At 65.6% G+C, this 23447-nt stretch carries 23 protein-coding genes; 16 read left to right on the forward strand and 7 right to left on the reverse strand.

Going from position 1 to position 23447, the window contains the following annotated elements:
- Nucleotides 1-7: 7 nt before the first annotated feature.
- Genes nuoF through ndhC form a run of 5 tightly spaced genes read right to left on the reverse strand, consistent with a single transcriptional unit; the run spans nucleotide 8 to nucleotide 4812 of the window.
- A complete protein-coding gene (gene nuoF, locus QZ951_RS05280) occupies nucleotides 8-1321 on the reverse strand; it encodes an NADH-quinone oxidoreductase subunit NuoF (protein ID WP_292999310.1) in 1314 nt (437 codons plus the stop codon).
- On the reverse strand, nucleotides 1318-1890 hold the full coding sequence (nuoE, locus tag QZ951_RS05285; RefSeq protein ID WP_366943809.1) for an NADH-quinone oxidoreductase subunit NuoE: 573 nt from the start codon (nucleotides 1888-1890) through the stop codon (nucleotides 1318-1320). Before nuoE ends, nuoF begins: the two co-directional genes overlap by 4 nt.
- Nucleotides 1877-3667: an NADH-quinone oxidoreductase subunit C/D gene (nuoC, locus tag QZ951_RS05290; RefSeq protein WP_292999312.1), complete on the reverse strand. Its 1791-nt coding sequence runs from the start codon at nucleotides 3665-3667 to the stop codon at nucleotides 1877-1879. The genes nuoE and nuoC overlap by 14 nt, the downstream gene beginning before the upstream one ends.
- Nucleotides 3668-3678: 11 nt before the next feature.
- Nucleotides 3679-4341, reverse strand: a complete 663-nt coding sequence (locus tag QZ951_RS05295; RefSeq protein WP_292999314.1) for an NADH-quinone oxidoreductase subunit B family protein — start codon at nucleotides 4339-4341, stop codon at nucleotides 3679-3681.
- Between the two features lie 15 nt (nucleotides 4342-4356).
- Nucleotides 4357-4812 carry an NADH-quinone oxidoreductase subunit A gene (gene ndhC / locus QZ951_RS05300; RefSeq protein WP_366943813.1) on the reverse strand — a complete coding sequence of 152 codons (456 nt, stop codon included), beginning with the start codon at nucleotides 4810-4812 and terminating at the stop codon, nucleotides 4357-4359.
- A 177-nt stretch (nucleotides 4813-4989) separates the two neighbouring features.
- On the opposite strand from ndhC, the gene QZ951_RS05305 reads away from it, so the two are divergent.
- The 6 genes from QZ951_RS05305 to QZ951_RS05330 are packed head-to-tail and all read left to right on the forward strand — an operon-like array spanning nucleotide 4990 to nucleotide 9530.
- Nucleotides 4990-6186, forward strand: a complete 1197-nt coding sequence (locus QZ951_RS05305; protein WP_292999316.1) for a class I SAM-dependent rRNA methyltransferase — start codon at nucleotides 4990-4992, stop codon at nucleotides 6184-6186.
- A gap of 29 nt (nucleotides 6187-6215) precedes the next feature.
- Nucleotides 6216-7025, forward strand: a complete 810-nt coding sequence (gene lgt / locus QZ951_RS05310; RefSeq protein ID WP_292999318.1) for a prolipoprotein diacylglyceryl transferase — start codon at nucleotides 6216-6218, stop codon at nucleotides 7023-7025.
- A gap of 4 nt (nucleotides 7026-7029) precedes the next feature.
- The gene (locus QZ951_RS05315) at nucleotides 7030-7824 is read left to right on the forward strand and encodes a thymidylate synthase (RefSeq protein ID WP_292999320.1); all 795 of its coding nucleotides are present in this window, start codon (nucleotides 7030-7032) and stop codon (nucleotides 7822-7824) included.
- A 35-nt stretch (nucleotides 7825-7859) separates the two neighbouring features.
- A complete protein-coding gene (locus tag QZ951_RS05320; RefSeq protein ID WP_292999322.1) occupies nucleotides 7860-8702 on the forward strand; it encodes an alpha/beta hydrolase in 843 nt (280 codons plus the stop codon).
- On the forward strand, nucleotides 8699-9214 hold the full coding sequence (locus QZ951_RS05325) for a dihydrofolate reductase (protein ID WP_292999324.1): 516 nt from the start codon (nucleotides 8699-8701) through the stop codon (nucleotides 9212-9214). The genes QZ951_RS05320 and QZ951_RS05325 overlap by 4 nt, the downstream gene beginning before the upstream one ends.
- A gap of 58 nt (nucleotides 9215-9272) precedes the next feature.
- The gene (locus QZ951_RS05330) at nucleotides 9273-9530 is read left to right on the forward strand and encodes an acyl-CoA-binding protein (RefSeq protein ID WP_292999326.1); all 258 of its coding nucleotides are present in this window, start codon (nucleotides 9273-9275) and stop codon (nucleotides 9528-9530) included.
- Between the two features lie 124 nt (nucleotides 9531-9654).
- Here QZ951_RS05330 and QZ951_RS05335 read toward each other — a convergent pair whose 3' ends face one another.
- On the reverse strand, nucleotides 9655-10410 hold the full coding sequence (locus tag QZ951_RS05335; RefSeq protein ID WP_292999328.1) for an ATP-binding protein: 756 nt from the start codon (nucleotides 10408-10410) through the stop codon (nucleotides 9655-9657).
- The gene (ilvB, locus tag QZ951_RS05340; protein ID WP_292999330.1) at nucleotides 10410-12266 is read right to left on the reverse strand and encodes a biosynthetic-type acetolactate synthase large subunit; all 1857 of its coding nucleotides are present in this window, start codon (nucleotides 12264-12266) and stop codon (nucleotides 10410-10412) included. The genes QZ951_RS05335 and ilvB overlap by 1 nt, the downstream gene beginning before the upstream one ends.
- A gap of 159 nt (nucleotides 12267-12425) precedes the next feature.
- On the opposite strand from ilvB, the gene ilvN reads away from it, so the two are divergent.
- The 10 genes from ilvN to QZ951_RS05390 all read left to right on the forward strand — a co-directional run bounded on the left by ilvN (nucleotide 12426) and on the right by QZ951_RS05390 (nucleotide 23336).
- A complete protein-coding gene (gene ilvN / locus QZ951_RS05345) occupies nucleotides 12426-12938 on the forward strand; it encodes an acetolactate synthase small subunit (protein WP_292999332.1) in 513 nt (170 codons plus the stop codon).
- 82 nt (nucleotides 12939-13020) lie between these two features.
- The gene (gene ilvC, locus QZ951_RS05350; RefSeq protein ID WP_292999354.1) at nucleotides 13021-14037 is read left to right on the forward strand and encodes a ketol-acid reductoisomerase; all 1017 of its coding nucleotides are present in this window, start codon (nucleotides 13021-13023) and stop codon (nucleotides 14035-14037) included.
- Nucleotides 14038-14403: 366 nt separating this feature from the next.
- Entirely contained in the window at nucleotides 14404-16896 is a 2493-nt protein-coding gene (locus QZ951_RS05355; RefSeq protein ID WP_292999334.1) for a zinc-dependent metalloprotease, read from the forward strand.
- A 102-nt stretch (nucleotides 16897-16998) separates the two neighbouring features.
- Nucleotides 16999-17763 carry a phosphatidylcholine/phosphatidylserine synthase gene (locus QZ951_RS05360; RefSeq protein ID WP_292999336.1) on the forward strand — a complete coding sequence of 255 codons (765 nt, stop codon included), beginning with the start codon at nucleotides 16999-17001 and terminating at the stop codon, nucleotides 17761-17763.
- Between the two features lie 32 nt (nucleotides 17764-17795).
- On the forward strand, nucleotides 17796-18464 hold the full coding sequence (locus tag QZ951_RS05365; RefSeq protein WP_292999338.1) for a DsbA family oxidoreductase: 669 nt from the start codon (nucleotides 17796-17798) through the stop codon (nucleotides 18462-18464).
- A 304-nt stretch (nucleotides 18465-18768) separates the two neighbouring features.
- Nucleotides 18769-20325 (forward strand): 2-isopropylmalate synthase, encoded by a 1557-nt coding sequence (locus tag QZ951_RS05370; protein WP_292999340.1) that lies wholly within the window; start codon nucleotides 18769-18771, stop codon nucleotides 20323-20325.
- A gap of 148 nt (nucleotides 20326-20473) precedes the next feature.
- A complete protein-coding gene (locus tag QZ951_RS05375) occupies nucleotides 20474-21469 on the forward strand; it encodes a carbon-nitrogen hydrolase family protein (RefSeq protein ID WP_292999342.1) in 996 nt (331 codons plus the stop codon).
- Nucleotides 21470-21492: 23 nt separating this feature from the next.
- Nucleotides 21493-22308, forward strand: a complete 816-nt coding sequence (locus QZ951_RS05380; RefSeq protein WP_292999344.1) for a uracil-DNA glycosylase — start codon at nucleotides 21493-21495, stop codon at nucleotides 22306-22308.
- A gap of 97 nt (nucleotides 22309-22405) precedes the next feature.
- Nucleotides 22406-22873 (forward strand): ribosomal protein S18-alanine N-acetyltransferase, encoded by a 468-nt coding sequence (gene rimI, locus QZ951_RS05385; protein WP_292999346.1) that lies wholly within the window; start codon nucleotides 22406-22408, stop codon nucleotides 22871-22873.
- Nucleotides 22874-22886: 13 nt separating this feature from the next.
- On the forward strand, nucleotides 22887-23336 hold the full coding sequence (locus tag QZ951_RS05390) for a hypothetical protein (RefSeq protein ID WP_292999348.1): 450 nt from the start codon (nucleotides 22887-22889) through the stop codon (nucleotides 23334-23336).
- Nucleotides 23337-23447: the final 111 nt, after the last annotated feature.

Consider the following 23447-nt stretch of genomic DNA (forward strand, 5'->3'; position numbering starts at 1 on the left):
CGTTGATTCAGGCCGCTGCGTGCGAGGCAGTGGTCTGGTCGATCTTTTTGATCGTTGCTTCAAATTCGCCGCGGAAGAACTTCAGCGCCGACTGCAGCGGCTCCATCGCACCGGGCGCGTGGGCGCAGAACGGGCGGCCGGGTGCGAGGAAGCGGGTCATCTTTTCCAGTTGCTCGATGTCGCCGGGGCGACCTTCGCCCTTTTCCATCGCCACCAGCGTCTTGTAGGTCCACGGCAGGCCATCGCGGCACGGCGTGCACCAGCCGCAGGATTCGCGGGCGAAGAAATCTTCGAGATTGCGGACGACGCTGACCATGTTCTGGCGGTCGTCGACCACCGTCAGCAGGCCGGTGCCCATGCGTGAGCCGGCCTTGGCGATGGTGTCGAAATCCATCGCCAGATCGAGATGCTCGGGCATCAGGAAGTCGGTCGAGGCACCGCCCGGCAGCCAGGCCTTGAGCTTCAGGCCATCCTTCATGCCGCCGGCATGCACTTCGAGGATTTCCCGCGCCGTGGTGCCGATCGGCAGTTCCCAGATGCCGGTCTTCTTCGCGCGACCGGAGCAGCCGTAGAGCTTGGTGCCGCCGTCCTTCGACTTGCCCTGATTCAGGCCCAGAAACCACGCCGAACCGTTGTTGACGATGTGCGGCACGTTGCACAGCGATTCGACGTTGTTCACCACCGTCGGCCGACCCCAGAGGCCGGCAATCGCCGGAAACGGCGGCTTGGCGCGCGGGTTGGCGCGGCGGCCTTCGAGCGAGTTGATCAGCGCGGTTTCTTCGCCGCAGATGTAGCGACCGGCGCCGGTGTGAACATGCAGATCCATGCTCCAGCCGGAGCCAAGGATGTCCTGACCAAGATAGCCGGCGGCCTGCGCTTCGGCAATCGCGGCATTCAGGTTCTTCGCCGCCTCGATGTATTCGCCGCGCAGGAAGATGTACGCGCGGGTGGCCTGGATGGCGTAGCCGGCGACGATCATCGATTCGACCATCTGATGCGGATCCGACTCCATCAGCAGGCGGTCCTTGAACGTGCCCGGCTCCATCTCGTCGGCGTTGCAGACCAGATAGCGCTTGCCCGGTGCCTTTTCGAGGCTCGGCACCAGACCCCACTTGACGCCCGTCGGGAAGCCGGCGCCACCGCGACCCCGCAGGTTGGACTCCTTGACCGCCTTGGTCACGTCGGCCGGCGTCATTTCCTTCAGGGCCTTGCGGACGGCGCGGTAGCCGCCGACGGCTTCGTACTCCTTGAGGTTCAGCGGTGCTCGGCCGGGCACGATGCGCGCGGTCAGCGGTTTGGTTTCGGACAGGTCTGCAGTCACTTGTACTGCTCCAGAAGGGCGGGAATCGTGTCCGGCGACAGGTTGCCGTGGGTGTCGTCGTTGATCATCGCAACCGGGCCCTTGTCGCAGGCGCCGAGGCAGCAGATCGGCAGCAGCGTGAACCGGTTGTCCGGCGTGGTCTGACCGAGGTTGATCCGCAGGTGAGCGCTGATCGCGTTCCGCACCTCGTCGTAGCCGGTCAGATAGCAGGAAATGCTGTCGCAGATCTTGATCACGTTGCGGCCCACCGGCCGCCGGAAGATCAGGTTGTAGAAAGTGGCCACGCCCTCGACGTCTGCCGCGGGAATGCCGATCGCTCGACCAATCTCGGCGATCGCGCCATCCGGCACCCAGCCGTGCTTCTTCTGCACGATCTTGAGCGCATCGATCGATGCGGCCCGGTTGTCGTCGTAGTGATGGAGGCATTCCTCGATCTCGTGACGTTCCTCGTCGGACATCACGTAGCCGTCGGACGGCGGCAGCGAGGCGCTGGCGACCAGGTCGGCCAGCTTGATCACGTCGGCGGCCAGATTTGAGCTGGGGTTCGAGCTGGGGTTAGCGGTCGACATCGGCCATCACGAAGTCAATGGTGGCGAGCATCATGATCAGGTCAGGAATCATGGCGCCCTTGATCACGTACGGGATCTGCTGCAAGTGGGCGAAGCTCGGCGTGCGGATGCGCGTGCGGTAGCTCATCGTCGAGCCATCGGACGTCAGGTAGTAGCTGTTGATGCCCTTGGTCGCTTCGATCAGCTGGCAGGACTCGTTCGCCGGCATCACCGGGCCCCAGCTGACGCCGAGGAAGTGGGTGATCAGCGTTTCGATGTCCTTCAGCGTGCGCTCTTTCGGCGGCGGGCAGGTCAGCGGGTGATCGGCCTTGTATGGGCCGGCCGGCATGTGAGTCAGACACTGACGGATGATCTTGCAGCTTTCGCGCATCTCGTCGATGCGGACGAGCGCGCGATCGTAGGCGTCGCCGTTCTTGCCGAGCGGCACGTTGAACTCGAAGTTCTCGTAACCCGAGTACGGCCGCTTCTTGCGCAGGTCGTAGTCGACGCCGGTGGCGCGCAGGCCGGGGCCGGTGATGCCCCATTCGACCGCTTCGGCAGCGTTGTACTGGGCGACATTGATCGTGCGGTTGCGCAGGATCGAGTTGTCAAGCGCGGCGCGCTGGTATTCGTCGAGCCGCTTCGGGAACCAGTCGAGGAATTCCTTGACCTTGCGATCCCAGCCCTGCGGCAGATCGTGCGCCACGCCGCCGATCCGGAACCACGCCGGATGCATGCGGAAGCCGCAGATCGCCTCGATCACGTCATAGGCCTTCTGCCGGTCGGTGAACATGAAGAAGATCGGCGTCATCGCGCCGACGTCCTGGATGAACGTGCCGAGGAACAGCAGGTGCGAGGTGATGCGGAAGAACTCAACCATCATCACGCGGATGGTCTCGACCCGCGCCGGCACCTTGATACCCGCCAGGCGCTCGACCGCGAGCACGTAAGGCAGGTTGTTCATCACGCCGCCGAGGTAGTCGATGCGGTCGGTGTACGGGATGAAGGTGTGCCAGGACTGCCGCTCGGCCATCTTCTCGGCGCCACGATGGTGGTAGCCGATGTCCGGAACGCAGTCGACGATCTCTTCGCCATCGAGCTGCAGCACGATGCGGAACGCACCGTGAGCGGACGGGTGGTTCGGGCCGAGGTTCAGGAACATGTAATCGTGGTCCTTCTCGGACCGCTTCATGCCCCATTCCTCAGGGTTGAACATCAGCGCGTTCTGCTCCTCGTCCTGTCGACCGGCCGTCAGCAGGTAGGGATCGAATTCGGTCGCGCGCGCCGGATATTCCTTGCGCAGCGGGTGGCCTTTCCAGTAGCGCGGCAGCAGGATGCGCTGCAGGTTCGGATGGCCTTCGAACTTGATGCCGAACAGGTCCCAGGTCTCGCGCTCGTACCAGTTCGCGTTGGCCCAGATGTTGGTGATCGACTTGACGATCGGGTATTCGCCGATCAGCGCCACCTTGATCCGGACGTCGGAATTCCGGTCGATCGACAGCAGGTGGTAGAACAGCGTGAAATCCGACGGCGGCAGGCCGTGGCGGTGGCGGCGCATGCGCTCGTCGACCGCGTGGAAGTCCAGCAGCATCTTGTACGGCCGCGGGATGTGGTGCTTGAGGTACACCAGCACGGCATCGCGCAGTTCCAGCGGAACCCAGACCGTCGGGCAGTCGTCCTTCGACGCCTGATAGACGAGATTCGCTTCGCCGAAGCGGTCGAACAGTTCTCGGACGACCGGCGGCAGCACGGCCGGCGGGCGCAGGTTGGGATTGGTGCCAGGGGCGTCGTCAGCCATCGGTAGGCGCCTCAGACGGAATCGGGGGCACGCAGGATCGTCTGCGCATTGCGCTCCGCCTGCTTGCGATCACGCTCGGCCGGCATCGGCTTGCGATAGACGCCCTGATCACCCACCACCCACGACAGCGGGCGCTGCTCGGCGGTGATCGAGTCCTGCAACAGCAGCAGCGCCTGCAGGAAGGCTTCAGGACGCGGCGGGCAGCCCGGGATGTAGACATCGACCGGCAGGAACTTGTCGACACCCTGAACCACCGAGTAGATGTCGTACATGCCGCCGGAGTTGGCGCAGGAGCCCATCGAGATCACCCAGCGCGGTTCAAGCATCTGCTCGTACAGGCGCTGCACGACCGGTGCCATCTTCTGGAAGCAGGTGCCGGCGATGACGATGAGATCGGCCTGGCGCGGTGACGCGCGGATGACTTCCGAACCGAAGCGGGCGAGGTCGTGCACGGCGGTGAAGGCCGTCGCCATCTCGACGTAGCAGCACGAGATGCCGAAGTTGTAAGGCCAGATGGAGTTCTTGCGACTCCAGTTGACCAGGTCGGACAGCTTGGTCAGGACGATGTTCTTGCTGACTTCGTCCTCGATGTAGCCCTCGCCGGCATTGACGCCGGGCGGGGTCGGGGAGTGGGTCTGGCCGTTCTTGTCGATTCGCTTGAGAGCGTATTCCATGGTCCGACAGAGTTCTCAGTTTTTGACCGGATTCGGGGCTGGCGGCAGCACGACATCTGCCGGCGGATCAAGCTGCGGCAGGCTGCGGCGGCCGGCGCGGGTCTTCGGTGCCCAGTCCAGGCCGCCGAGGCGCCAGATGTAGGCGAGACCGATCAGCAGCACCACGATGAAAATCGTCGCCTCGATGTAGCCGGCCCAGCCGCTTTCGCGGATCGACACGGCCCAGGCGTACAGGAAGACGGCTTCGAGATCGAACAGCACGAAGAACATCGCGACCAGATAGAACTTCGCGGAGAAGCGCAGGTGACCGCCGCCGACGCCGACCACGCCGGACTCGAAGGCCTCGTTCTTGGCGCGGCCGTTGTTGCGGCTGCCGAGCACCGAGGACAGCGTCACCATCAGCACGACGACGAACAGCACGGCGCCGACGTAGATGCCGAACGCCCAGGTTTGCGGTGAATAGGAAGTCAGAAATTCCACTCTGCAATCTCGCTCTCAAGTCCGCCGGCTGCCGGCCAAGATGGCCTCATCCCAGTGCCGGATCAGGTCCGGAGCGCCGCGGTACAGGTCTATCGTCAGATGCCCGGTATGATACGTCACACACCTTTCCGATGACACCCTGTCCTCGGTCATCACGCGAACGCTCCCTTGTCCAATCTGATCATCCGCCTGAAGCCGCAGGAGGACCGTCGCCTGCGCGCCGGCCACCTGTGGATCTACTCCAACGAAATCGATACCGCCCGCACGCCGATCAAGGGCGTGGTGGCCGGCAGCCTGTGCCGCTTCGAGGACGGTCGCGGCAAGCCGATCGGCGCCGGCTACATCAATCCGGGTGCCCTGCTGTGCGGCCGCCTGCTGACCGGCCAGTACGATGCCGTGTTCGACGCCGACTGGCTGTCGCGACGCCTGCAGGCGGCTGCTGCACTGCGGCAAAAGCTCTACGACGAGCCGTACTACCGGCTTGTGTTCGGCGAAGCCGATGGCCTGCCGGGTCTGGTGGTCGATCGCTATGGCGATGTCCTCGTGGTGCAGATCGGCACGGCCGGGATGGAGCATCTCAAGGCGCGTCTGATCGAAGCGCTGCAAGCGACGTTCTCGCCGCGCGGCATCGTGCTGCGCAATGACAGCGCGTCGCGTGAAGCCGAGAACCTGCCGCTGTACGTCGAGGAAGTCGGCGACGTGCCGGAAACGGTGGTCATCGACGAATCCGGCGTGAAATTCGAAGTCGCGATGCGTGGCGGCCAGAAGACCGGCTGGTTCTTCGATCAGCGCGACAACCGCGATCGCCTGAGCCGCTACATCAAGCCCGATTCGACCGTGCTCGATGTCTTCTCGTACGCGGGTGGCTGGGCGCTGCGCGGTCTCGGCCACGGTGCGGCGTCCGCGACCTGTGTCGATTCTTCGGCACCGGCGCTGGCCGCAGCCGCGCGCAATGCCGAGCTGAATGGCAAGGCGCTGGAAACGGTGAAAGGCGACGCGCTGGACGTGATGAAACAGATGGCACTCGACGGCCGCCGCTTCGATGTCGTCGTGGTCGATCCGCCAGCGCTGATCAAGCGCAAGCGGGATCACGAGGAAGGCCTTGGCCTGTACGGGCGCCTGAACCGGGCGGCGATCAACCTGCTGACGCCCGGCGGCGTGCTGGTGTCGTGCTCGTGCTCGCACCATCTGGCGGCCGACGAACTGCAGCGCGTGCTGCTGCGGGAATCACGGGCTGCGGCGAAGCGCCTGCAGATCCTCGAAACGCTGGAGCAGGGCCCGGATCATCCGGTACACCCGGCGATTCCGGAGACACGCTACCTGAAGGGTTTTGTCGTCACCGCGATCAACGAGCAGGTCGCCTAGAATCCGGCATCCACGGAACACCGCCCCGCATGCTCGTCCATCCCGAATTCGACAAGGTCGCGCTGGCCCTCGGGCCGATCAAGATTCACTGGTACGGAATCACGTATCTGCTGGGTTTTGCAGGATTTTATTGGCTGAGCACGCGGCGCGGCCGCTACCCGTGGCTGCGCTTCTGGACGCCGGAACGGGTGTCCGACGTGCTGTTCTACGGCGTCATCGGCGTGATCCTCGGCGGGCGCATCGGCTACACGTTCTTCTACAACGTCGACGACACGGGTCATCTGATCTTCCTCAGCGACCCGCTGGTGATCTTCCGGATTTGGGAAGGCGGCATGTCGTTCCATGGCGGCCTGCTCGGCGTGCTGGTGGCGATGCAGGTCTACGCGATCCAGAACGGCTTGAGTTTCTGGACGGTGACCGACTTCATCGCCGTCACCGTGCCGTTCGGGCTGCTGACCGGGCGCATCGGCAACTTCATCAACGGCGAGCTGTACGGCGCGCCGACGACGCTGCCGTGGGGCATGGTCTTCCCGCAGTTGAAGGATGGCGTGCCGCGCCATCCGAGCATGCTCTATGAAGCCGGCCTTGAAGGTCTGGCGATGCTGCTGATCCTGTGGTGGTTCGGCTCGAAGCCGCGGCCGCGAATGGCGATCAGCGGCCTGTTCCTGATCCTGTACGGCAGTTTCCGCTTCGCCGTCGAGTTCGTCCGCGTGCCCGACGCGCAGCTCGGCTACCTCTACGGCAGTGGCTGGTTCACGATGGGCATGCAGCTGTGCGTGCCGATGCTGGTACTCGGGGCTGCGTTCATGTTCATCGGCTACCGTCGCAATCAGGATTAAGTCTGTGCGCCAATATCTTGATTTGATGAAGCTTGTTCTGGAGGCTGGCACGGAAAAGACCGACCGCACCGGCACCGGCACCCGCTCCATCTTCGGCCACCAGATGCGTTTCGACCTCGGCCACGGCTTCCCGATGGTCACGACCAAGAAGCTGCACCTGAAGTCGATCGCGGTCGAACTGCTGTGGTTCCTGCGCGGCGACACCAACACCGCGTTCCTGAAGGAGCACGGCGTGTCGATCTGGGACGAGTGGGCCGACGCGAACGGCGAGTTGGGCCCGGTCTATGGACGGCAGTGGCGGTCGTGGCCGACCGCCGACGGCCGGCACATCGACCAGATCAAGGACGTGGTCGAGCAGATCCGGAAGACCCCGGACTCGCGCCGGCTGATGGTCTCGGCCTGGAATGTCGGCGAACTGGGCCAGATGGCACTGATGCCATGCCACGCGCTGTTCCAGTTCTACGTGGCCGACGGGAAACTGAGCTGCCAGCTGTACCAGCGCAGCGCCGACATCTTCCTCGGCGTGCCGTTCAACATTGCCAGCTACGCGCTGCTGACCCTGATGATCGCGCAGGTCTGCGGCCTCAAGCCCGGCGATTTCGTCTGGACCGGCGGCGATTGCCATCTGTATTCGAACCATCTCGAACAGGCGCGCCTGCAGCTGACCCGCGAGCCGAAGCCGTTGCCGACGATGACGCTGAACCCGGCTGTCACCGATCTGTTCGGATTCACGCTGCAGGATTTCGTGCTGTCCGGCTACGAGCCGCATCCGCACATCAAGGCGCCGGTCGCGGTCTGACTGTATTCCGGCGCTGTCATCAGGGACGTTTTCGCATGAAATTCAAAGGCTTGATCACGGCCAGCCTGATCTTCGCGTGCTTTCAGGCCGCGGCCAAGAACCCGCCGTATCCGCGCGGGGCGGTCGACGAACTGTTTCCGAATGGCCCGAAGCCGGTCGAACACAGCTACCAGATCGACGATCGCGAGATCCATTACTGGCAGGTGGCCGGCGGTCCGGCCCGCATCGTCTTCCTGCACGGCACGCCGGGCGACTGGAAGGCCTGGGCGCATTACCTGGCCGATCCCGAGCTGCAGAAGCGCGCGACGCTGATCGCCGTCGACCGCCCGGGCTTCGGCGCGTCGAATCCCGGCAAGACGGCGCCGCAGCTCGGTGAGCAGGCGCGCCTGCTGGCGCCGCTGCTCGATGGTCCGGGCGCGCCGACGATCATCGTCGGCCACTCGCTCGGCGGGCCGATCGGTGCCGAACTGGCGATGCGCTACCCGCAGCTGGTCCGTGGCGCGGTGCTGGTGGCGCCGTCGATCGATCCGAATACCGAGCAGCCGCGCTGGTACAACGTCGCGATGACGTTCTGGCTGGTCAAGGCGATCGCGCCGAACGAATTCGCGTGGTCGAACGAGGAGCTGCTGGTGCTGGTCGATGAGCTGAACAAGCAGACGCCGCGCTGGTCGAGCCTGAAGATGCCGATCACGGTGGTGCAGGGCGCGAAGGACGAACTGGTGGACCCGCGCACCGCCGCCTATGCCGAGAAGGTGCTGCCGAAGCCGAACGGCAAGGTCGTCGTCGTCCCCGATCAGGGCCACTTCGTGCTGTGGAACCGCCCCGATCTGGTCACGAAGGAAATCATCGACGTGCTCGATCGCACGGCGGCGAAATGACTCAAAACCCGAACAGCCCGCTGGTGCTGATCGCGGCACTCGCGCAGAACCGCGTGATCGGCCGCGATGGCGACCTGCCGTGGCGGTTGCCGGACGATCTCAAGCGCTTCAAGCGCCTGACCGTTGGAAAGACCGTGCTGATGGGCCGCAAGACCTGGGTGTCGCTGGGCCGGCCTCTGCCGGATCGCGACAACTGGGTGCTGACTCGCGATCCCGCATTCGTCGCGCCTGGCGCCACCGTGTTCGGCACGCTCGACCAGGCGCTGAATGCCGCGCAGGGCCGGGAACTCGTGGTGATCGGAGGCGCCGAGCTGTATCGGCAGACCTTGCCGTTCGCGACCCGGCTGGAACTGACCGACGTGCTCGCCGAAGTCGCCGGCGACACCTATTTCCCGCCGCTCGACGACACGCAGTGGCGGCAGACCGCGGTCGAAGACCACGCTGCCGATGATCGTCACGCGCTGCCGTTCCGTTTTGTGACCCTCGTGCGCAAGGCATCCGAGTCGGTTTGAATCGCGGCCTGCTGCACTGTTATAAACAGTTGTTCACCCAATCCCACTGAGAAGAAAAATGGCCGATATCCAAGCCGCGTTCGCCCAAGCCCAGATCGACGTCAAGACGCTGACCAAGCGCCCGAGCAACGAAGACCTCCTGACCTTGTATGCGCTGTTCAAGCAGGGTTCCGCCGGTGATGTCAGCGGCACCCGTCCGGGCATGCTGGACATGGTCAACCGCGCCAAGTACGACGCCTGGGCCAAGCTCAAGGGCACGTCGACCGAGGCCGCGATGACGCAGTACGTGGCGAAAGTGAAGGCGATGCTGGGCTGAGGCTGCCGCGTCAGGAATCGAGACCCGACCACCCCGTCGCAACCCCGCGCTCGGTCGGGGATCGTGTCTCAGCGATCCAGCGCCGGGCGCGACGCCGACCATCTTGCCGGTCAAGGCAGCGCGGTCAGTTCCGTCCGGCGTAATCCCGTGCGAACTGGTAGGCCACCCGCCCCGAGCGCGACGCGCGATTCAAGGCCCAGCGCTGCGCCAGCACCTTGAGTTCGTCCGACCACGTGCTGACGCCTAGCCGCGCCAGATGCAGCTTCACGGCCTCGATGTATTGCGTCTGCGTGAACGGCTGAAAGCTCAGCCACAGTCCGAAGCGCTCCGACAGCGCAACCTTTTCCTCGGTCGACTCGCCCGGATTCAGCTCATCGTTTTCCCAGCGGTGCTCGGCGTTGTCCGACTTCAACTGCGGCGTCAGATGCCGGCGGTTGCTGGTCGCGTAGATCAGTACGTTCTCGGCCGGTTCCTCGATGCCGCCATCGAGCGCAGCCTTGAGCTGGGTCAGCGCCTTGTCGTTCGCGGCAATCGAGAAATCGTCGACGTACAGCACGAAGCGTTCGGGGCGGCCGCGCAGCGGCGCGACCACGTCCGGCAGATCGACCAGATCCTGCGGCTGCACTTCGACCAGCCGCAGACCGCGCGGCGCGAACTCGGTCAGCAGCGCTTTCACCAGCGACGACTTGCCGGTGCCGCGCGAGCCGGTCAGCAGGATGTGATTCGCTGTCCGGCCGGCGACAAACTGCTCGGTGTTCTGCACTGCCGCCGCTTTCTGGCGATCGATGCCGAGCAGATGGGCGAGCTGCGTCGTCGCCGGATGGGCGATCGGATGCAGCGCGCCGTTCCGCCAGCGGAAGGCGATCGCGGTCTCGAACATCAGAACAGCTGGGTCTTCGAGACGTCGAGCACCTTCGGCGCTTCGCGCGAGGCGATCCAGTCGCCGGTGATCATCTCGGCGTAGCTCATGCCGGGGCCGACCATCGGATAGACGCCGGCATCGCGGTCGATCACCACTTCGAGGAAGGCCGGGCCCGGGAACGCGACGAATTCGCCGACCACGCGGTCGATGTCGGCCGGGTTCGACAACTGCACCGCGTACTCGAAACCGTCAGCCTGCGCCGACTTCACGAAGTCCTTCTTGTGCAGCGTCTTGTCGCTTCCCGAGAAGCGGCCTTCATGGAACAGCTTCTGCCACTGGCGAACCATGCCGTCGCCGGCGTTGTTCAGCACCACGACCTTGATCGGCAGGCCGTAGTTGGTGATCGTTTCCATCTCGCCGATGTTCATGCGCACCGAGGCATCGCCATCGATGTCGACGACGATCTTGTCAGGGTTCGCGAACTGCGCCCCGATCGCCGCCGGCAGACCGAAGCCCATCGTGCCCATCGAGCCGGACGTCAGCCACAGGCGCGGCTCCTTGAAATCGAAGTACTGCGCGGCCCACATCTGGTGCTGACCGACACCGGTCGCGATGATCGCGTCGCCCTTGGTGATCTTGTTGATCGCCTCGATCACGGCATAGGGCTGGATCGCGGCGGAGGCGCGGTCGTAGTTCATCGCGTGCACGCGCTTGAGGTCCGCGATGTGGCGGTGCCATTCGCTGTAGTCCGGCGAAAAACCGTTCGCCTTCGTGTACTCGAGCAGTTGCGCGAGCGCGACCTTCAGGTTGCCGACGTGCGACCACTGCACGCGCTTGACCTTGTTGATCTCGCTGGCATCGACATCCAGATGGACGATGACCTTGGCGTTGCGCGCGAACTTGGCCGGCACGCCGGCCACGCGGTCGTCGAAACGGCTGCCGATCGCGATCAGGAAGTCGCAGTCGTCGGTCGCGTAGTTGGCGTAGGCGGTGCCATGCATGCCGAGCATGTGCAGCGACAGTTCGTCGGTGGTGTCGTAGACGCCGAGACCCATCAGGGTCATCACCGTCGGGATTCGGTAGGCGTTCGCGAACGCGCGCAGGGCGTTGGAGGCCTCGGCGTGCAGCACGCCGCCACCGGCGTAGATCAGCGGGCGCTTGGCCTGCGCCAGCAGTTCCTGGAAGCGGGCGAGGTCGGCGTCGGCAATCCGGGCATCGTCGGTCGCGCGCAGGCGCGCGCGATAGCCCGGAATCGGCAGCTGGCCGGCCACGCCACGCTGGCCGGTGAACACGCCCTTCCAGTTCTGCACGTCCTTCGGCACGTCGATGACCACCGGACCCGGGCGGCCGGTGCGCGCCAGATCGAATGCGGTGCGGACGGTCGCTTCGAGCTTGGTCGGGTCGGTGACCAGAAACACGTGCTTGGCGCAGGCACCCATGATGTTGCTGATCGGCGCTTCCTGGAAGGCGTCGGTACCCATTGCGGAGGTCGGCACCTGCCCGCAGATGACGACGATCGGGCAGGAATCGGCCATCGAATCGCGCACCGGGGTCACGGTATTGGTCGCACCCGGGCCGGAGGTGACGAGGGCGACGCCGACGCGGCCGCTGGACCGCGCATAGCCGGCCGCCATGAAACCGGCACCCTGCTCGTTGGCGGGCACGATCAGCGGCATCGGATCGACGCCGTTCGGGCCGGGATGAGCCGCGTTGTAGCGGAAGATCGCGTCGTAGGTGGGGAGAATCGCGCCGCCGGAGTAGCCGAAGACGACATCAACACCCTCATCGGCCAGGACCTGGACGATGATGTCGGCGCCGCTCATCGTCTGGCCGGCGAGGGGATGCTGGAGTTCGTTCAACTGCGGGGCGTTCATCGGAGTTCAGGCTCGAAAGTGGTGCGGAAGGCCCCCCAAAAGGCCTTCAACTGCCCGGAATACGGGCGAAAAAGGGTAGCTTTTATACCACGTTCGACCCGTTTCCCGCCCCCGAGCGGTCTTGCGTCCGGAGCCCGGTGCGGCTACCGTGCGCGCCCTATGCGTCAAGATCAACGCCACATCATCTCCATCCTGCTTCAGAACGAAGCGGGCGCGCTGGCGCGTGTCGCCGGCATGTTTTCCGCACGCGGCTACAACATCGAATCGCTGTCGGTCGCTCCGACCCACGATCCGACCTTGTCGCGGCTGACGCTGGTCACCTACGGCAGCGATGCCGTGGTCGAACAGATCGTCAAGCAGTCGCGGAAGCTGGTCGAAATCGTCGAGATCGTCGATCTCGCCGGCTCCGATCATCTGGAGGCCGAACTGGTGATGCTGAAGGTCGCCGTCGAGGGCAGCAGCGCGCGAGAAATCGTGGACTGCGTTCGCCGTCACCGCGGCCTGATCCTCGACGAGACCGAAACGACCCGTACCGTGCAGCTCACCGGCACCGGTGCCGAAGTCAACGGCTTCCTCGCGGAGCTGTCGGGCATCGCGCCGGTCCTCGAACTGGTCCGCAGTGGCACCGCAGCGCTCGCTCGCGGTGCGGCGGTCCTGTCGGCGCCGGCCTGAGCGCCGCGTCCGGGCGCCGCTTTCGAGCCATCTTCGACGCAAGTCGCTTCATCCGTCCCATCACGAGGGAACCGCTGTGAGCATTTCTGTTTATTACGACAAAGACGCCGACCTTTCGATCATCCAGTCGCGCAAGGTGGCGATCCTCGGCTACGGCTCGCAGGGCCACGCCCACGCGCTGAACCTCAAGGACAGCGGTGTCGACGTCACCGTCGGCCTGCGCAAGAGCTCGAAGAGCTGGGTCAAGGCCGCCAACGCCGGCCTCAAGGTGCTCGAAGTGGCCGACGCGGTGAAGGAAGCCGATGTCGTCATGATCCTCGCTCCGGACCAGGACCAGCGCCTGATCTATGAACAGAGCGTGGTCAACAACCTGAAGGAAGGCGGCGTTCTGGCCTTCGCCCACGGCTTCAACATCCACTTCGGCCTGATCCAGCCGCGCGCCGATCTCGACGTGATCATGGTCGCGCCGAAGGGCCCGGGCCACACCGTTCGTTCGACCTACACCCAGGGCGGCGGCGTGCCGAGCCTGATCGCGGTGCATCAGGACGCCTCGGGTTCCGCCAAGCAGATCGCGCTGTCGTACGCCTCGGCGAACGGCGGCGGTCGCGCCGGCATCATCGAGACCAACTTCCGCGAAGAGACCGAAACCGACCTGTTCGGCGAGCAGGCCGTGCTCTGCGGCGGCGCCTCCGCGCTGGTGCAGGCCGGCTTTGAAGTGCTGGTCGAAGCCGGCTACGCCCCGGAAATGGCCTACTTCGAGTGCCTGCACGAACTGAAGCTGATCGTCGACCTGATGTACGAAGGCGGCCTCGCGACGATGCGCTACTCGATCTCGAACACCGCCGAGTACGGCGACTACGTGACCGGCCCGCGCATCATCACCGAAGAAACCAAGCAGGAAATGAAGCGCGTCCTCGCCGACATCCAGACCGGCAAGTTCGCGCGCGATTTCGTGCTCGAGAACCAGGCCGGCCAGCCGCTGCTGAAGGCCAAGCGTCGCCTCGGCGCCGAGCATCAGATCGAGCAGGTCGGTGCCGGCCTGCGCGCGATGATGCCGTGGATCGCGAAGAACAAGCTGGTCGACAAGACCAAGAACTGAAGACGCGAGTCACCCGGCGAAGGCCCATTCCTGCCGTCGGAATGGGATCGACGGCATGCGAAGTCGGCTTGCGTGATGGTTTCTGTGGCGCAAGGCCGATGTTCCGGCAGCAAGGATCAGGGCGCTTCGGCGCCCTGATTCGTTTCAGCGGGGCGCGCCCACCAGCGCCGGGGAGCTCCAGTGCGCGATCCGGGCCTTGCCGTGCTTCGAACTCCCTGACGGCGTGGTCCGGATGGTTGTCGTTGCCGCGATGATCGGCCTCCCCGCCGCAGCCCGATCAGCGATTCGTCCCCGGGACTTCGCCGCACGCAATGCTCAGGTTAGCCTTGAGGCCTCCAAGACCCGTCGCCTACAGGTGGTGTGCCGATGTCGTTCCGATTGCTGCTGTCCTCCGTGCGGGCCTTGGTACTGACGGTTGGCGCGAGCCTGCTTCTGACGCAGGCCGCCGATGCCGACGGACCTGCGAAGAGTCCGGAAGCCTTGCCGTCGATTGCGGCAAAAACATCGACGTATCAGAAGTTTGACGGCTTCCTGCCGCTGTACTGGAGTGCAGCCGACGGCAAGGTCTATCTGGAGATTCCGAAGCCGGACCTCAGCCTGCTGTTCCTGACCACGCTGACCCAGGGACTCGGCTCGAACGATGTCGGCCTTGATCGCGGCCAGATCGGCAGTGCGCGGTATGTGCGCTTCGAGCGCGTCGGCACCAAGCTGCTGTTGATCCAGCCGAATCTGGATTTCCGGGCGATGACCGACAACGTGGACGAGCGGCGCTCGGTCGAGCAGTCGTTCGCGCAGTCGGTACTGTTCGGCTTCAAGGTCGTGGCCGAGGACGGGCCACGCGTGCTCGTGGATGCCACCGATTTCGCGGTGCGCGACGGCCACGGCGCGATCGCGGCGATCAAGCGGGCGGAGCAGGGCAGCTACAAGCTCGACGAGAAGCGCAGCGCGATCTATCTCGCCGGCACCAAGGCGTTCCCGCGCAATACCGAGATTGAAGCCACGCTGACCTTCGAAGGCGACGCTCCGGGCAACTTCATCAAGGACGTCACGCCGACGCCGGACTCGATCAGCCTGCGCGAGCGCTATTCGTTCATTGCGCTGCCCGAACCCGGCTATCAGCCGCGCACGGCGCAGCCGGGCGATGGCTACATCACCGTCGACTATGCCGACTACGCGACGGCGGTCGGCGAGCCGCTGATCCAGCACCGGCTGGTCCGCCACCGGCTGGAGAAGAAGGACCCGACCGCAGCGGTCAGCGAGGCGGTGAAGCCGATCGTCTATTACCTGGACCGTGGCGCACCGTCGCCGATCCGCGAGGCGCTGCTGGAAGGCGCACGCTGGTGGAATCAGGCGTTCGAGGCGGCCGGCTATCGCAACGCGTTTCAGGTCGAGTTGATGCCGGACGGTGTCGATCCGCTGGATGTCCGGATCAACGTCATCCAGTGGGTGCACCGCGCGACGCGCGGCTGGAGCTACGGCAATCCGGTGAACGACCCGCGTACCGGCGAAATCATCAAGGGCAACGTCACCCTGGGTTCGCTGCGGGCGCGCTACGACTACCTGATCGCCGAAGGGCTGCTGTCGCCTTATGGCGACGACAACGGCATTCCGCCGGAGCTGCAGAAGCTGGTGTTGGCGCGTCTGGCGCAGCTTGCCGCGCACGAGATCGGCCACACGCTGGGCCTGCAGCACAACTACATTGCCAGCCGCGATGGCCGGACCTCGGTCATGGACTACCCGCAGCCGGTGGTCGGCCTGAACGCCGACGGCTCGGTGGATCTCGCCAGCAGCTATACCCGCGAGATCGGCCGCTGGGACAAGGTCGCGATCAATTACGGCTATCGCCAGTTCCCGTCCGGTACCGACGAATCGGCCGCGCTGCGCGGCATCCTCGACGACGCCCGAAAGCAGGGCCTCGGCTTCCTGACCGACGAGGATGCACGTCCCGCCGGGGCTTCGCATCCCGACGTCAGCCTGTGGGACAACGGCGCCGACGCATCCGCCGAACTGCGCCACATGATGGCGGTGCGCAAGGCGGCACTCGCGCGCTTCGGCGAGCGCGCGATCCGGCAGGGCCGGCCGCTGGCGTCGATCGAGGAAGCGCTGGTGCCGCTGTACCTGTATCACCGCTACCAGATCGACGCGACCGCGAAGGCGCTCGGTGGCCAGCGTTATGTCTACGCCGTGCGCGGCGACGGGCAAGTGCCGGTGCAGCCGGTGCCGGCGGCCGAGCAGAAGCGGGCGCTGGATGCCTTGATCGACACGCTGGCACCGGACGCACTGGCGCTCTCGCCGAAGCTGCTGAGCCTGATTCCGCCGAGGCCACCGGGCTGGCCGGCGACGCGGGAACTGTTCGCGCGCAGCACCGGCTTGAGTTTCGATCCGCTGGCACCGGCGATCGCGGCATCGACGATGACGATGTCGGCGCTGCTGCAGCCGGAGCGTGCAGCACGGCTGGCGCAGCAGCCCGCGCGCGATCCGGCGCTGCCGGGGCTCGACACGGTGATCGACCGGCTGATCGCGAGCACGTTCACGACGCGCGGACTGTCGGCGGTCGACGCCCAGATTCGCCGCGCGCAGCAGGTGATCCTGGTGCAGAAACTGATCGGCCTTGCGCGCACGGCGAGCGCGCCCGTTCGCGCCCACGCCTTGCTTGCGCTCGATCGCCTGCAGGGTGACTACGTCAGCGTGATCGCGAAGACGTCGCCGTCGACCGGGAGCAACAAGTCGAGCAACGACGAACGCGCACAGGCGCGCCTGATCAACGACCTGCTGAGCCGCTTCCGGATGGCACCGGACGCCGCGGCCAGCGTGTTGCCGGAAGCCAAACTCCCACCGGGCCCGCCACTGAGCGACTGATCGTTCGAGCGGCGGACCGTGGCTGATCGATCACGGTCCGCTGACTCCGGCCCCGTTCCGACCGTAAGATGCGCGACTGTTTCCGCCGGTCGACGAGAGAAAATGGAACCCGCAGCCCCGATCAAGCGCCGCCGCAAGGGCATCTATCTGATTCCCAACCTGTTCACGACCGGCACGCTGTTCGGCGCGTTCTACGCGATCGTGGCGTCGATGAACGGCAATTTCGACGACGCGGCGCTCGGCATCCTGTTCGCGATGATCGCCGACGGGCTCGACGGCCGCATCGCGCGGATGACGAACACCTCGACCGATTTCGGCAAGGAATACGACTCGCTGTGCGACATGGCGGCGTTCGGCATCGCCTCCAGCATCGTCGTCTACGCCTACAGCTTGCGGTTCCTGTCGGACTACCAGTGGCTCGGCGGCAAGCTCGGTGGCGTGCTGGCCATGACCTACGCCACCTGCGCGGCGCTGCGGCTGGCGCGCTTCAATGTGCTGGCGGCGATCTCCGGCAGTTCGAAGGACTTCTTCGGCTTGCCGAGCCCGGCGGCGGCGGCGGTGGTCGTGTTCTTCGTCTGGACCGCGTTCAAGTACGAACTGAGCGGGCTCGACGTGCTGATTCCCGCCAGCATCATCACCCTCGGGGCGGCACTGCTGATGGTCAGCTCGATCCGCTACAACAGCTTCAAGAAGCTGAACCTGACCGGGCGCATGCGCTTCCTGCCGTTCGTCGCGGTGATCGGCGTGCTGGCGCTGGTCTCGATCAATCCGCCGCTGATCCTGCTCCTCGGCTTCTTCATCTATGCGATGTCGGGCCCGGCGGCGACCGTTGTGCGCCGGCTGCGCAACAAGCCGGCGCCGGTCTGAGGCGTCTCCTCCCCGTTCGGAGAGTCCTTGCGATGAAGCGTCTGAAAGTCGATTTCGTGTCCGATGTCGCCTGCCCGTGGTGCGCGATCGGGCTGGCCAGCTTCGTCGAAGCCGTCGGCCGTCTGCAGGATCAGCTGGAGGTCGAACTGCATTTCCAGCCGTTCGAGCTGAACCGCAACATGCCGCCGGAAGGCGAGAACCTGAACGAGCACATCGCCAACAAGTACGGCTCGAACGCGGCGCAGATCGAGGAAAACCGGCGCAACCTGACCGCCATCGCGGCCGAATCCGGGCTGACCTTCAACCTGAATCGCGACAGCCGGATCTGGAACACCTTCGATGCCCATCGCCTGATGTACTGGGCGGAGAAAGTCGGGAATCCGCTGCTGCTGAAGCAGGCGCTGTTCAAGGCCAATTTCACCGATGGCCGCTCGATGTCGGATCCCGACGTGCTGACCGAGATCGCGGTCGAAGCGGGCCTGAACGGCGAGCGTGCCCGCGAGATCCTGACCACCGAAACCTATCTCGACGACGTCGACGAACGGATGAACCTGTGGCTGGAGCGCGGCATCCGCGGCGTGCCGGCGATCATCTTCGACGACCGCCACATCGTCGAAGGCGGCCAGTCGGCCGATACCTTCGAGAAGGTGCTGCGGAAGGTGGCCGGCCTCGAGGCCGCGCCGACCGGCGCGCGCGCCTGACCGCCGACATGACGGTGTGGGCGCCGCCGCGGGGGTTTTCGTCGCAGCCGCGTTCCACTATCATCGTGTCACCATGCGGTTCCCGCCCAGCCAGCCGATGTTCGATGCGCCGACGCCGTTCGGCCGCACGCTGCTGCTCGCGCTTCGACTTCTGCCGTAAGGCAGACCATCGATCCTGCCCGCACGGGGGCCCCAAACCGTGACAAGACCCGCCTGAACCCCGCCACCGGCCCGAAACGGACCGGTCTGCCACGTCGGCCAAGCGCCGTTCGTGGCCGATGACTCGAATCCCTGCGAGAACCTCATGAAAGACCAGCTGATCATTTTCGACACCACCCTGCGCGATGGCGAACAGTCGCCCGGCGCGGCGATGACCCTCGACGAGAAGGTGCGCATCGCGCTTGCGCTGCAGAAGATGAAGGTCGATGTCATCGAGGCCGGCTTCGCGATCGCCAGCCCGGGTGATTTCGCGGCCGTGCAGGCCGTCGCGCGCGCAGTGAAGGAATCCACCGTCTGCTCGCTGGCGCGAGCCAATGCCGCGGACATCAGCCGCGCCGGCGAAGCGCTGGCACCAGCGGCGCGCAAGCGCATCCACACCTTCATCGCGACCAGCGCCATCCACATGGAGAAGAAGCTCCGGATGGCGCCGGAACAGGTGATCGAGAACGCGGTCGCCGCGGTCAAGTTCGCCCGCACCTTCACCGACGATGTCGAGTTCTCCGCCGAAGACGCCGGGCGGTCGGACATCGACTTCCTGTGCCGCGTGTTCGAAGCGGTGATCAAGGCCGGCGCCACGACGCTGAACGTGCCGGACACCGTCGGCTACATGATTCCGAGCCTGTGGGGCGAGCGCTTCAAGACCTTGATCGAGCGCGTGCCGAATGCCGACCAAGTGATCTGGTCGACGCACTGCCACAACGATCTCGGCATGGCGGTGGCGAATTCGCTTGCGGCGGTGATGAACGGCGCGCGGCAGGTGGAATGCACGATCAACGGCCTCGGCGAGCGCGCGGGCAACGCCGCCGTCGAGGAGATCGTCATGGCCATCCGCACCCGGCAGGACGTGTTCAACGTCACGACAAGGGTCGATGCGACGCAGATCGTCCCGTGCTCGCGCCTGGTGTCGAACATCACCGGCTATCCGGTGCAGCCGAACAAGGCGGTGGTCGGTGCCAACGCGTTCGCGCACGAATCCGGCATCCATCAGGACGGCGTGCTGAAGCACCGCGAAACCTACGAGATCATGCGCGCGCAGGATGTCGGCTGGTCGTCGAACAAGCTGACCCTCGGCAAGCTGTCCGGCCGCAACGCGTTCCGGGCGCGGCTGGAAGAACTGGGCTACGTGTTCAAGTCCGATGGCGAACTGGCGGAAGCCTTCGCCCGGTTCAAGGATCTGGCCGACAAGAAGCAGGAAATCTTCGACGAGGACCTGCAGGCGCTGGTCACGCAGGCGGAAGCGGCGCGGGTCGAGGATAGAGTCAGCCTGCAGTGGCTCGAAGTGACGTCGAAGACCGGCACCCGGCCGCTGGCCAAGGTGGCACTGAGCGTCGATGGCGAGATTCGCGAGGTCGAAGCGCTCGGCGATGGCCCGGTCGACGCCGTGTTCGCGGCGATCGAACAGCGCGTCGGCACCGGGGCGAAGCTGCTGCTGTACTCGGTCAACAACATCACCACCGGCACCGACGCCCAGGGCGAAGTCACCGTGCGCCTGACCAAGGAAGGCCGGGTGGTCAATGGTCTCGGAGCCGATACCGACATCGTGATCGCCTCGGCGAAGGCCTATGTCAACGCCGTGAACCGTCTCGAGAATGCAGCCGAGCGCGTCAACCCGCAGAAGGCCGAGTTCGAAGCGACGCCGTAAGTCGCCTCGTTATCGTCGTTCCCTCGAAGCCCCGGTTCGCCGGGGCTTCGTCGTTTCCGCTTCCGACACGATCGACGCATTGATCCGTGCTCCGTTGCCGGGCGGCGGACCTCGCTACCATCGGCCATTCCTTCGCCGGTGTCCTGCCATGTCCGCTTCCACGCCATCGTCACGCCTGCGGGTCGCCGCCGCCCAGATCGCGCCCGTCTGGCTCGATCGCGCAGCGACACTCGCCAAGATCGAACGCGCCGTGCACGAGGCGGCCGATGCCGGCGCGCAGTTGGTCTGCTTCGGCGAAACGATCCTGCCGGGCTATCCGTTCTGGCTGGAACTGACTGACGGCGCGCGCTTCAACAGCGCGATCCAGAAGGAGATTCACGCGCACTACGTCGATCAGGCGGTGCGGATCGGCGCAGCCGCGGACGGTGGCGGCGATCTGGCTTCGCTGTGCGCGCTCGCGGCACGGCGACGCATCGCGATCTATGTCGGCGTGCTGGAGCGCGATGGTGGCCGCATCGGCGGGCGCAGCGGTCACAGCGTCTACTGCTCGCTGGTCTACATCGGCGCGGACGGCGTCATCGGCTCGATCCACCGCAAGCTGATGCCGACCTACGAGGAACGGCTGACCTGGGCACAGGGTGATGGCCATGGCCTGCGCACGCATGCGCTCGGCGCGTTCACCGTCGGCGGCCTGAACTGTTGGGAAAACTGGATGCCGCTGGCGCGCGCGGCGCTCTACGGGCAGGGCGAGGACCTGCACGTCGCGGTCTGGCCCGGCAATGTCCGCAACACGATCGACCTGACCCGGCACATTGCCCGCGAATCGCGCTCGTTCGTGATCTCGGTGTCCGGGCTGATGCGGCGCGAAGACATTCCGGCCTCGACGCCGCAGGCCGAGCGGATTCTCGCCGCCTGCCCGCCGATGCCGGCCGATGGCGGGACCTGCATCGCCGGACCGGACGGCGAGTGGCTGGCAGCGCCGGTCGCGGGCATCGAAACCATCGTCTACGCCGATCTCGATCCGGCGCGCGTCCGCGAGGAGCGCCAGAACTTCGATGCCGCCGGCCATTACTCGCGGCCGGACGTCACGCAGTTGATCGTCAATCGTGAGCGTCAGTCGCCGACACGCTTCATCGGCGACTGAGCGCGGCGCGGTAAAGTACGGCGATGGAAGCCCGCCGCCGTGACCGTCTGCTGAAAGCGCTCGACATCGAGGTCTGGACGCGCCGTGACGCACCCGGCACGTCGCCAGCGGCGGACGATGCGCCCGTCATCGACGCGCCGGTCGAACGGGCCTCGTACGGGGCAGCGGAATCCCGCGCCGCGCGAATGCCGCCGCCGCGAACACCACCGCCACCGGCCAATCCGGCACCGCTGTCGCTGCTGGAACCGACGGCACCTGAAGCCCCGGCTTACGTCGCACCGGCGGACTGGCAAGGGCTGGCCGACGCGGTGTCGACCTGCACTCGCTGCAAGCTGTGCAAGACCCGCACGAAGACCGTGTTCGGCGTCGGGCCGACCGATGCGCCGCTGCTGGTGATCGGCGAAGGCCCGGGGGCGGAGGAGGACGCGCGCGGCGAGCCGTTTGTCGGCGCGGCCGGCAAGCTGCTGGACGAGATGCTGAAGAGCGTCGGCCGCAGCCGCAGCAGCAACGTCTACATCGCCAATGTCGTGAAGTGCCGGCCGCCCGGCAATCGCGATCCGGAATCCGATGAAGTGGCCGCCTGCCGACCGTTTCTCGACCGCCAGATCGAACTGCTGCAGCCGAAGCTGATCCTGGCGCTGGGCCGCATCGCCGCGCAGCGCTTGCTGAGCAGCACGGCGCCGCTGTCGAAGCTCCGCGGCCCGCAGCATGCGTACGGCCCGGCGCACACGCCGGTGCTGATCAGCTATCACCCGGCCTACCTGCTGCGCACCCCGTCGGACAAGGCCAAGAGCTGGGCCGATCTGAAGCAGGTGCATCGGTTTCTGGCGAAGGGCTGAGCCATTCTGGCCGGCCCCGGCCTGTCGTCTGCCTGCCGTGCCCGCTATGCTTTCGCGCCGATGCAGTCGCATCGCGAACCGGAAGCCCGAGCGGTCCTTGAACGCACAACTGAAACCCGGCTGGGCCATCGTCCCGATGGACATCTCGCTGCTGCCGCAGGTGCTCGACATCGAGCGCCGCGCGTACGAGTTTCCGTGGACCGAGACCATCTTCAAGGATTGCCTGAAGGCGGGCTATAGCGCCTGGGTGCTGATGGGCCACGATGGCGCGCTGGCCGGCTACGGCCTGATGAGCATGGCGGTGGACGAGGCGCACGTGCTGAACATCTGCGTCGATCCGGTCCAGCAGCGGCAGGGTTTCGGACTCAAGCTGCTGAAGCATCTGATGAAGATTGCCCGGGCCGCGCAGGCGTCGATCGTGCTGCTCGAAGTGCGCAAGTCGAACAAGGCGGCGCTGAAGCTGTACGAAGGGGTCGGCTTCGCCCGCATCGGCGTGCGCAAGGGCTATTACCCGGCATCGGTCGGCCGAGAAGACGCGCTGGTGCTGGGTTTCGACATCCTGTGACCCGGTTTCGCCGGTGGCCGTGAAGCCCGCCATCGCGCTGCTGGCCGGCATCGCCATCGGTGCGGTCGTGGTCGGTGCCGGACTGCGCGGCCGCGAATCGGGGAGCGCTGCGCCCGACGCGAATCCGTCGGCCGCGCCACCATCGAATGTCGGGGCGGCGGCGGGAGCCGATGCAAGCGTCTGGGCGATCAGCTTTGTCCGCGCGCGGCCAGGCCAGCGTGAACGTCTGCAACGCTACCTGCGGGCGAACTGGCTGGTGCTGGATGCCAAGGCCCTCGAACAGGGCCGCATCGCCGGCTACCGCATGCTGCGCGCCGACGAATCCACCACCGAAAGCTGGGATTACGCCGTGATCATCGAGTATCCGAACCGGCAGGCGATGCAGGACTTCGTGCCGGCTTATCTGGACATGCTGCGCGCCCATCCGAAGGTGCGGGTCGACGGGCTGGGGTCATCTGGTTGAAGAAGGAAAAAGTGGCGGTTTGGGATTCCTTCAAAATCAATAGCTTACAAGTGTTTTTTGTATAATTGTCTTTATTAACAATGACTTATGGTAGGCCTCAAAATAGACCTT

This window comes from Nevskia sp. (genome assembly GCF_021732705.1).
In the GTDB taxonomy this organism is placed as follows: domain Bacteria; phylum Pseudomonadota; class Gammaproteobacteria; order Nevskiales; family Nevskiaceae; genus Nevskia.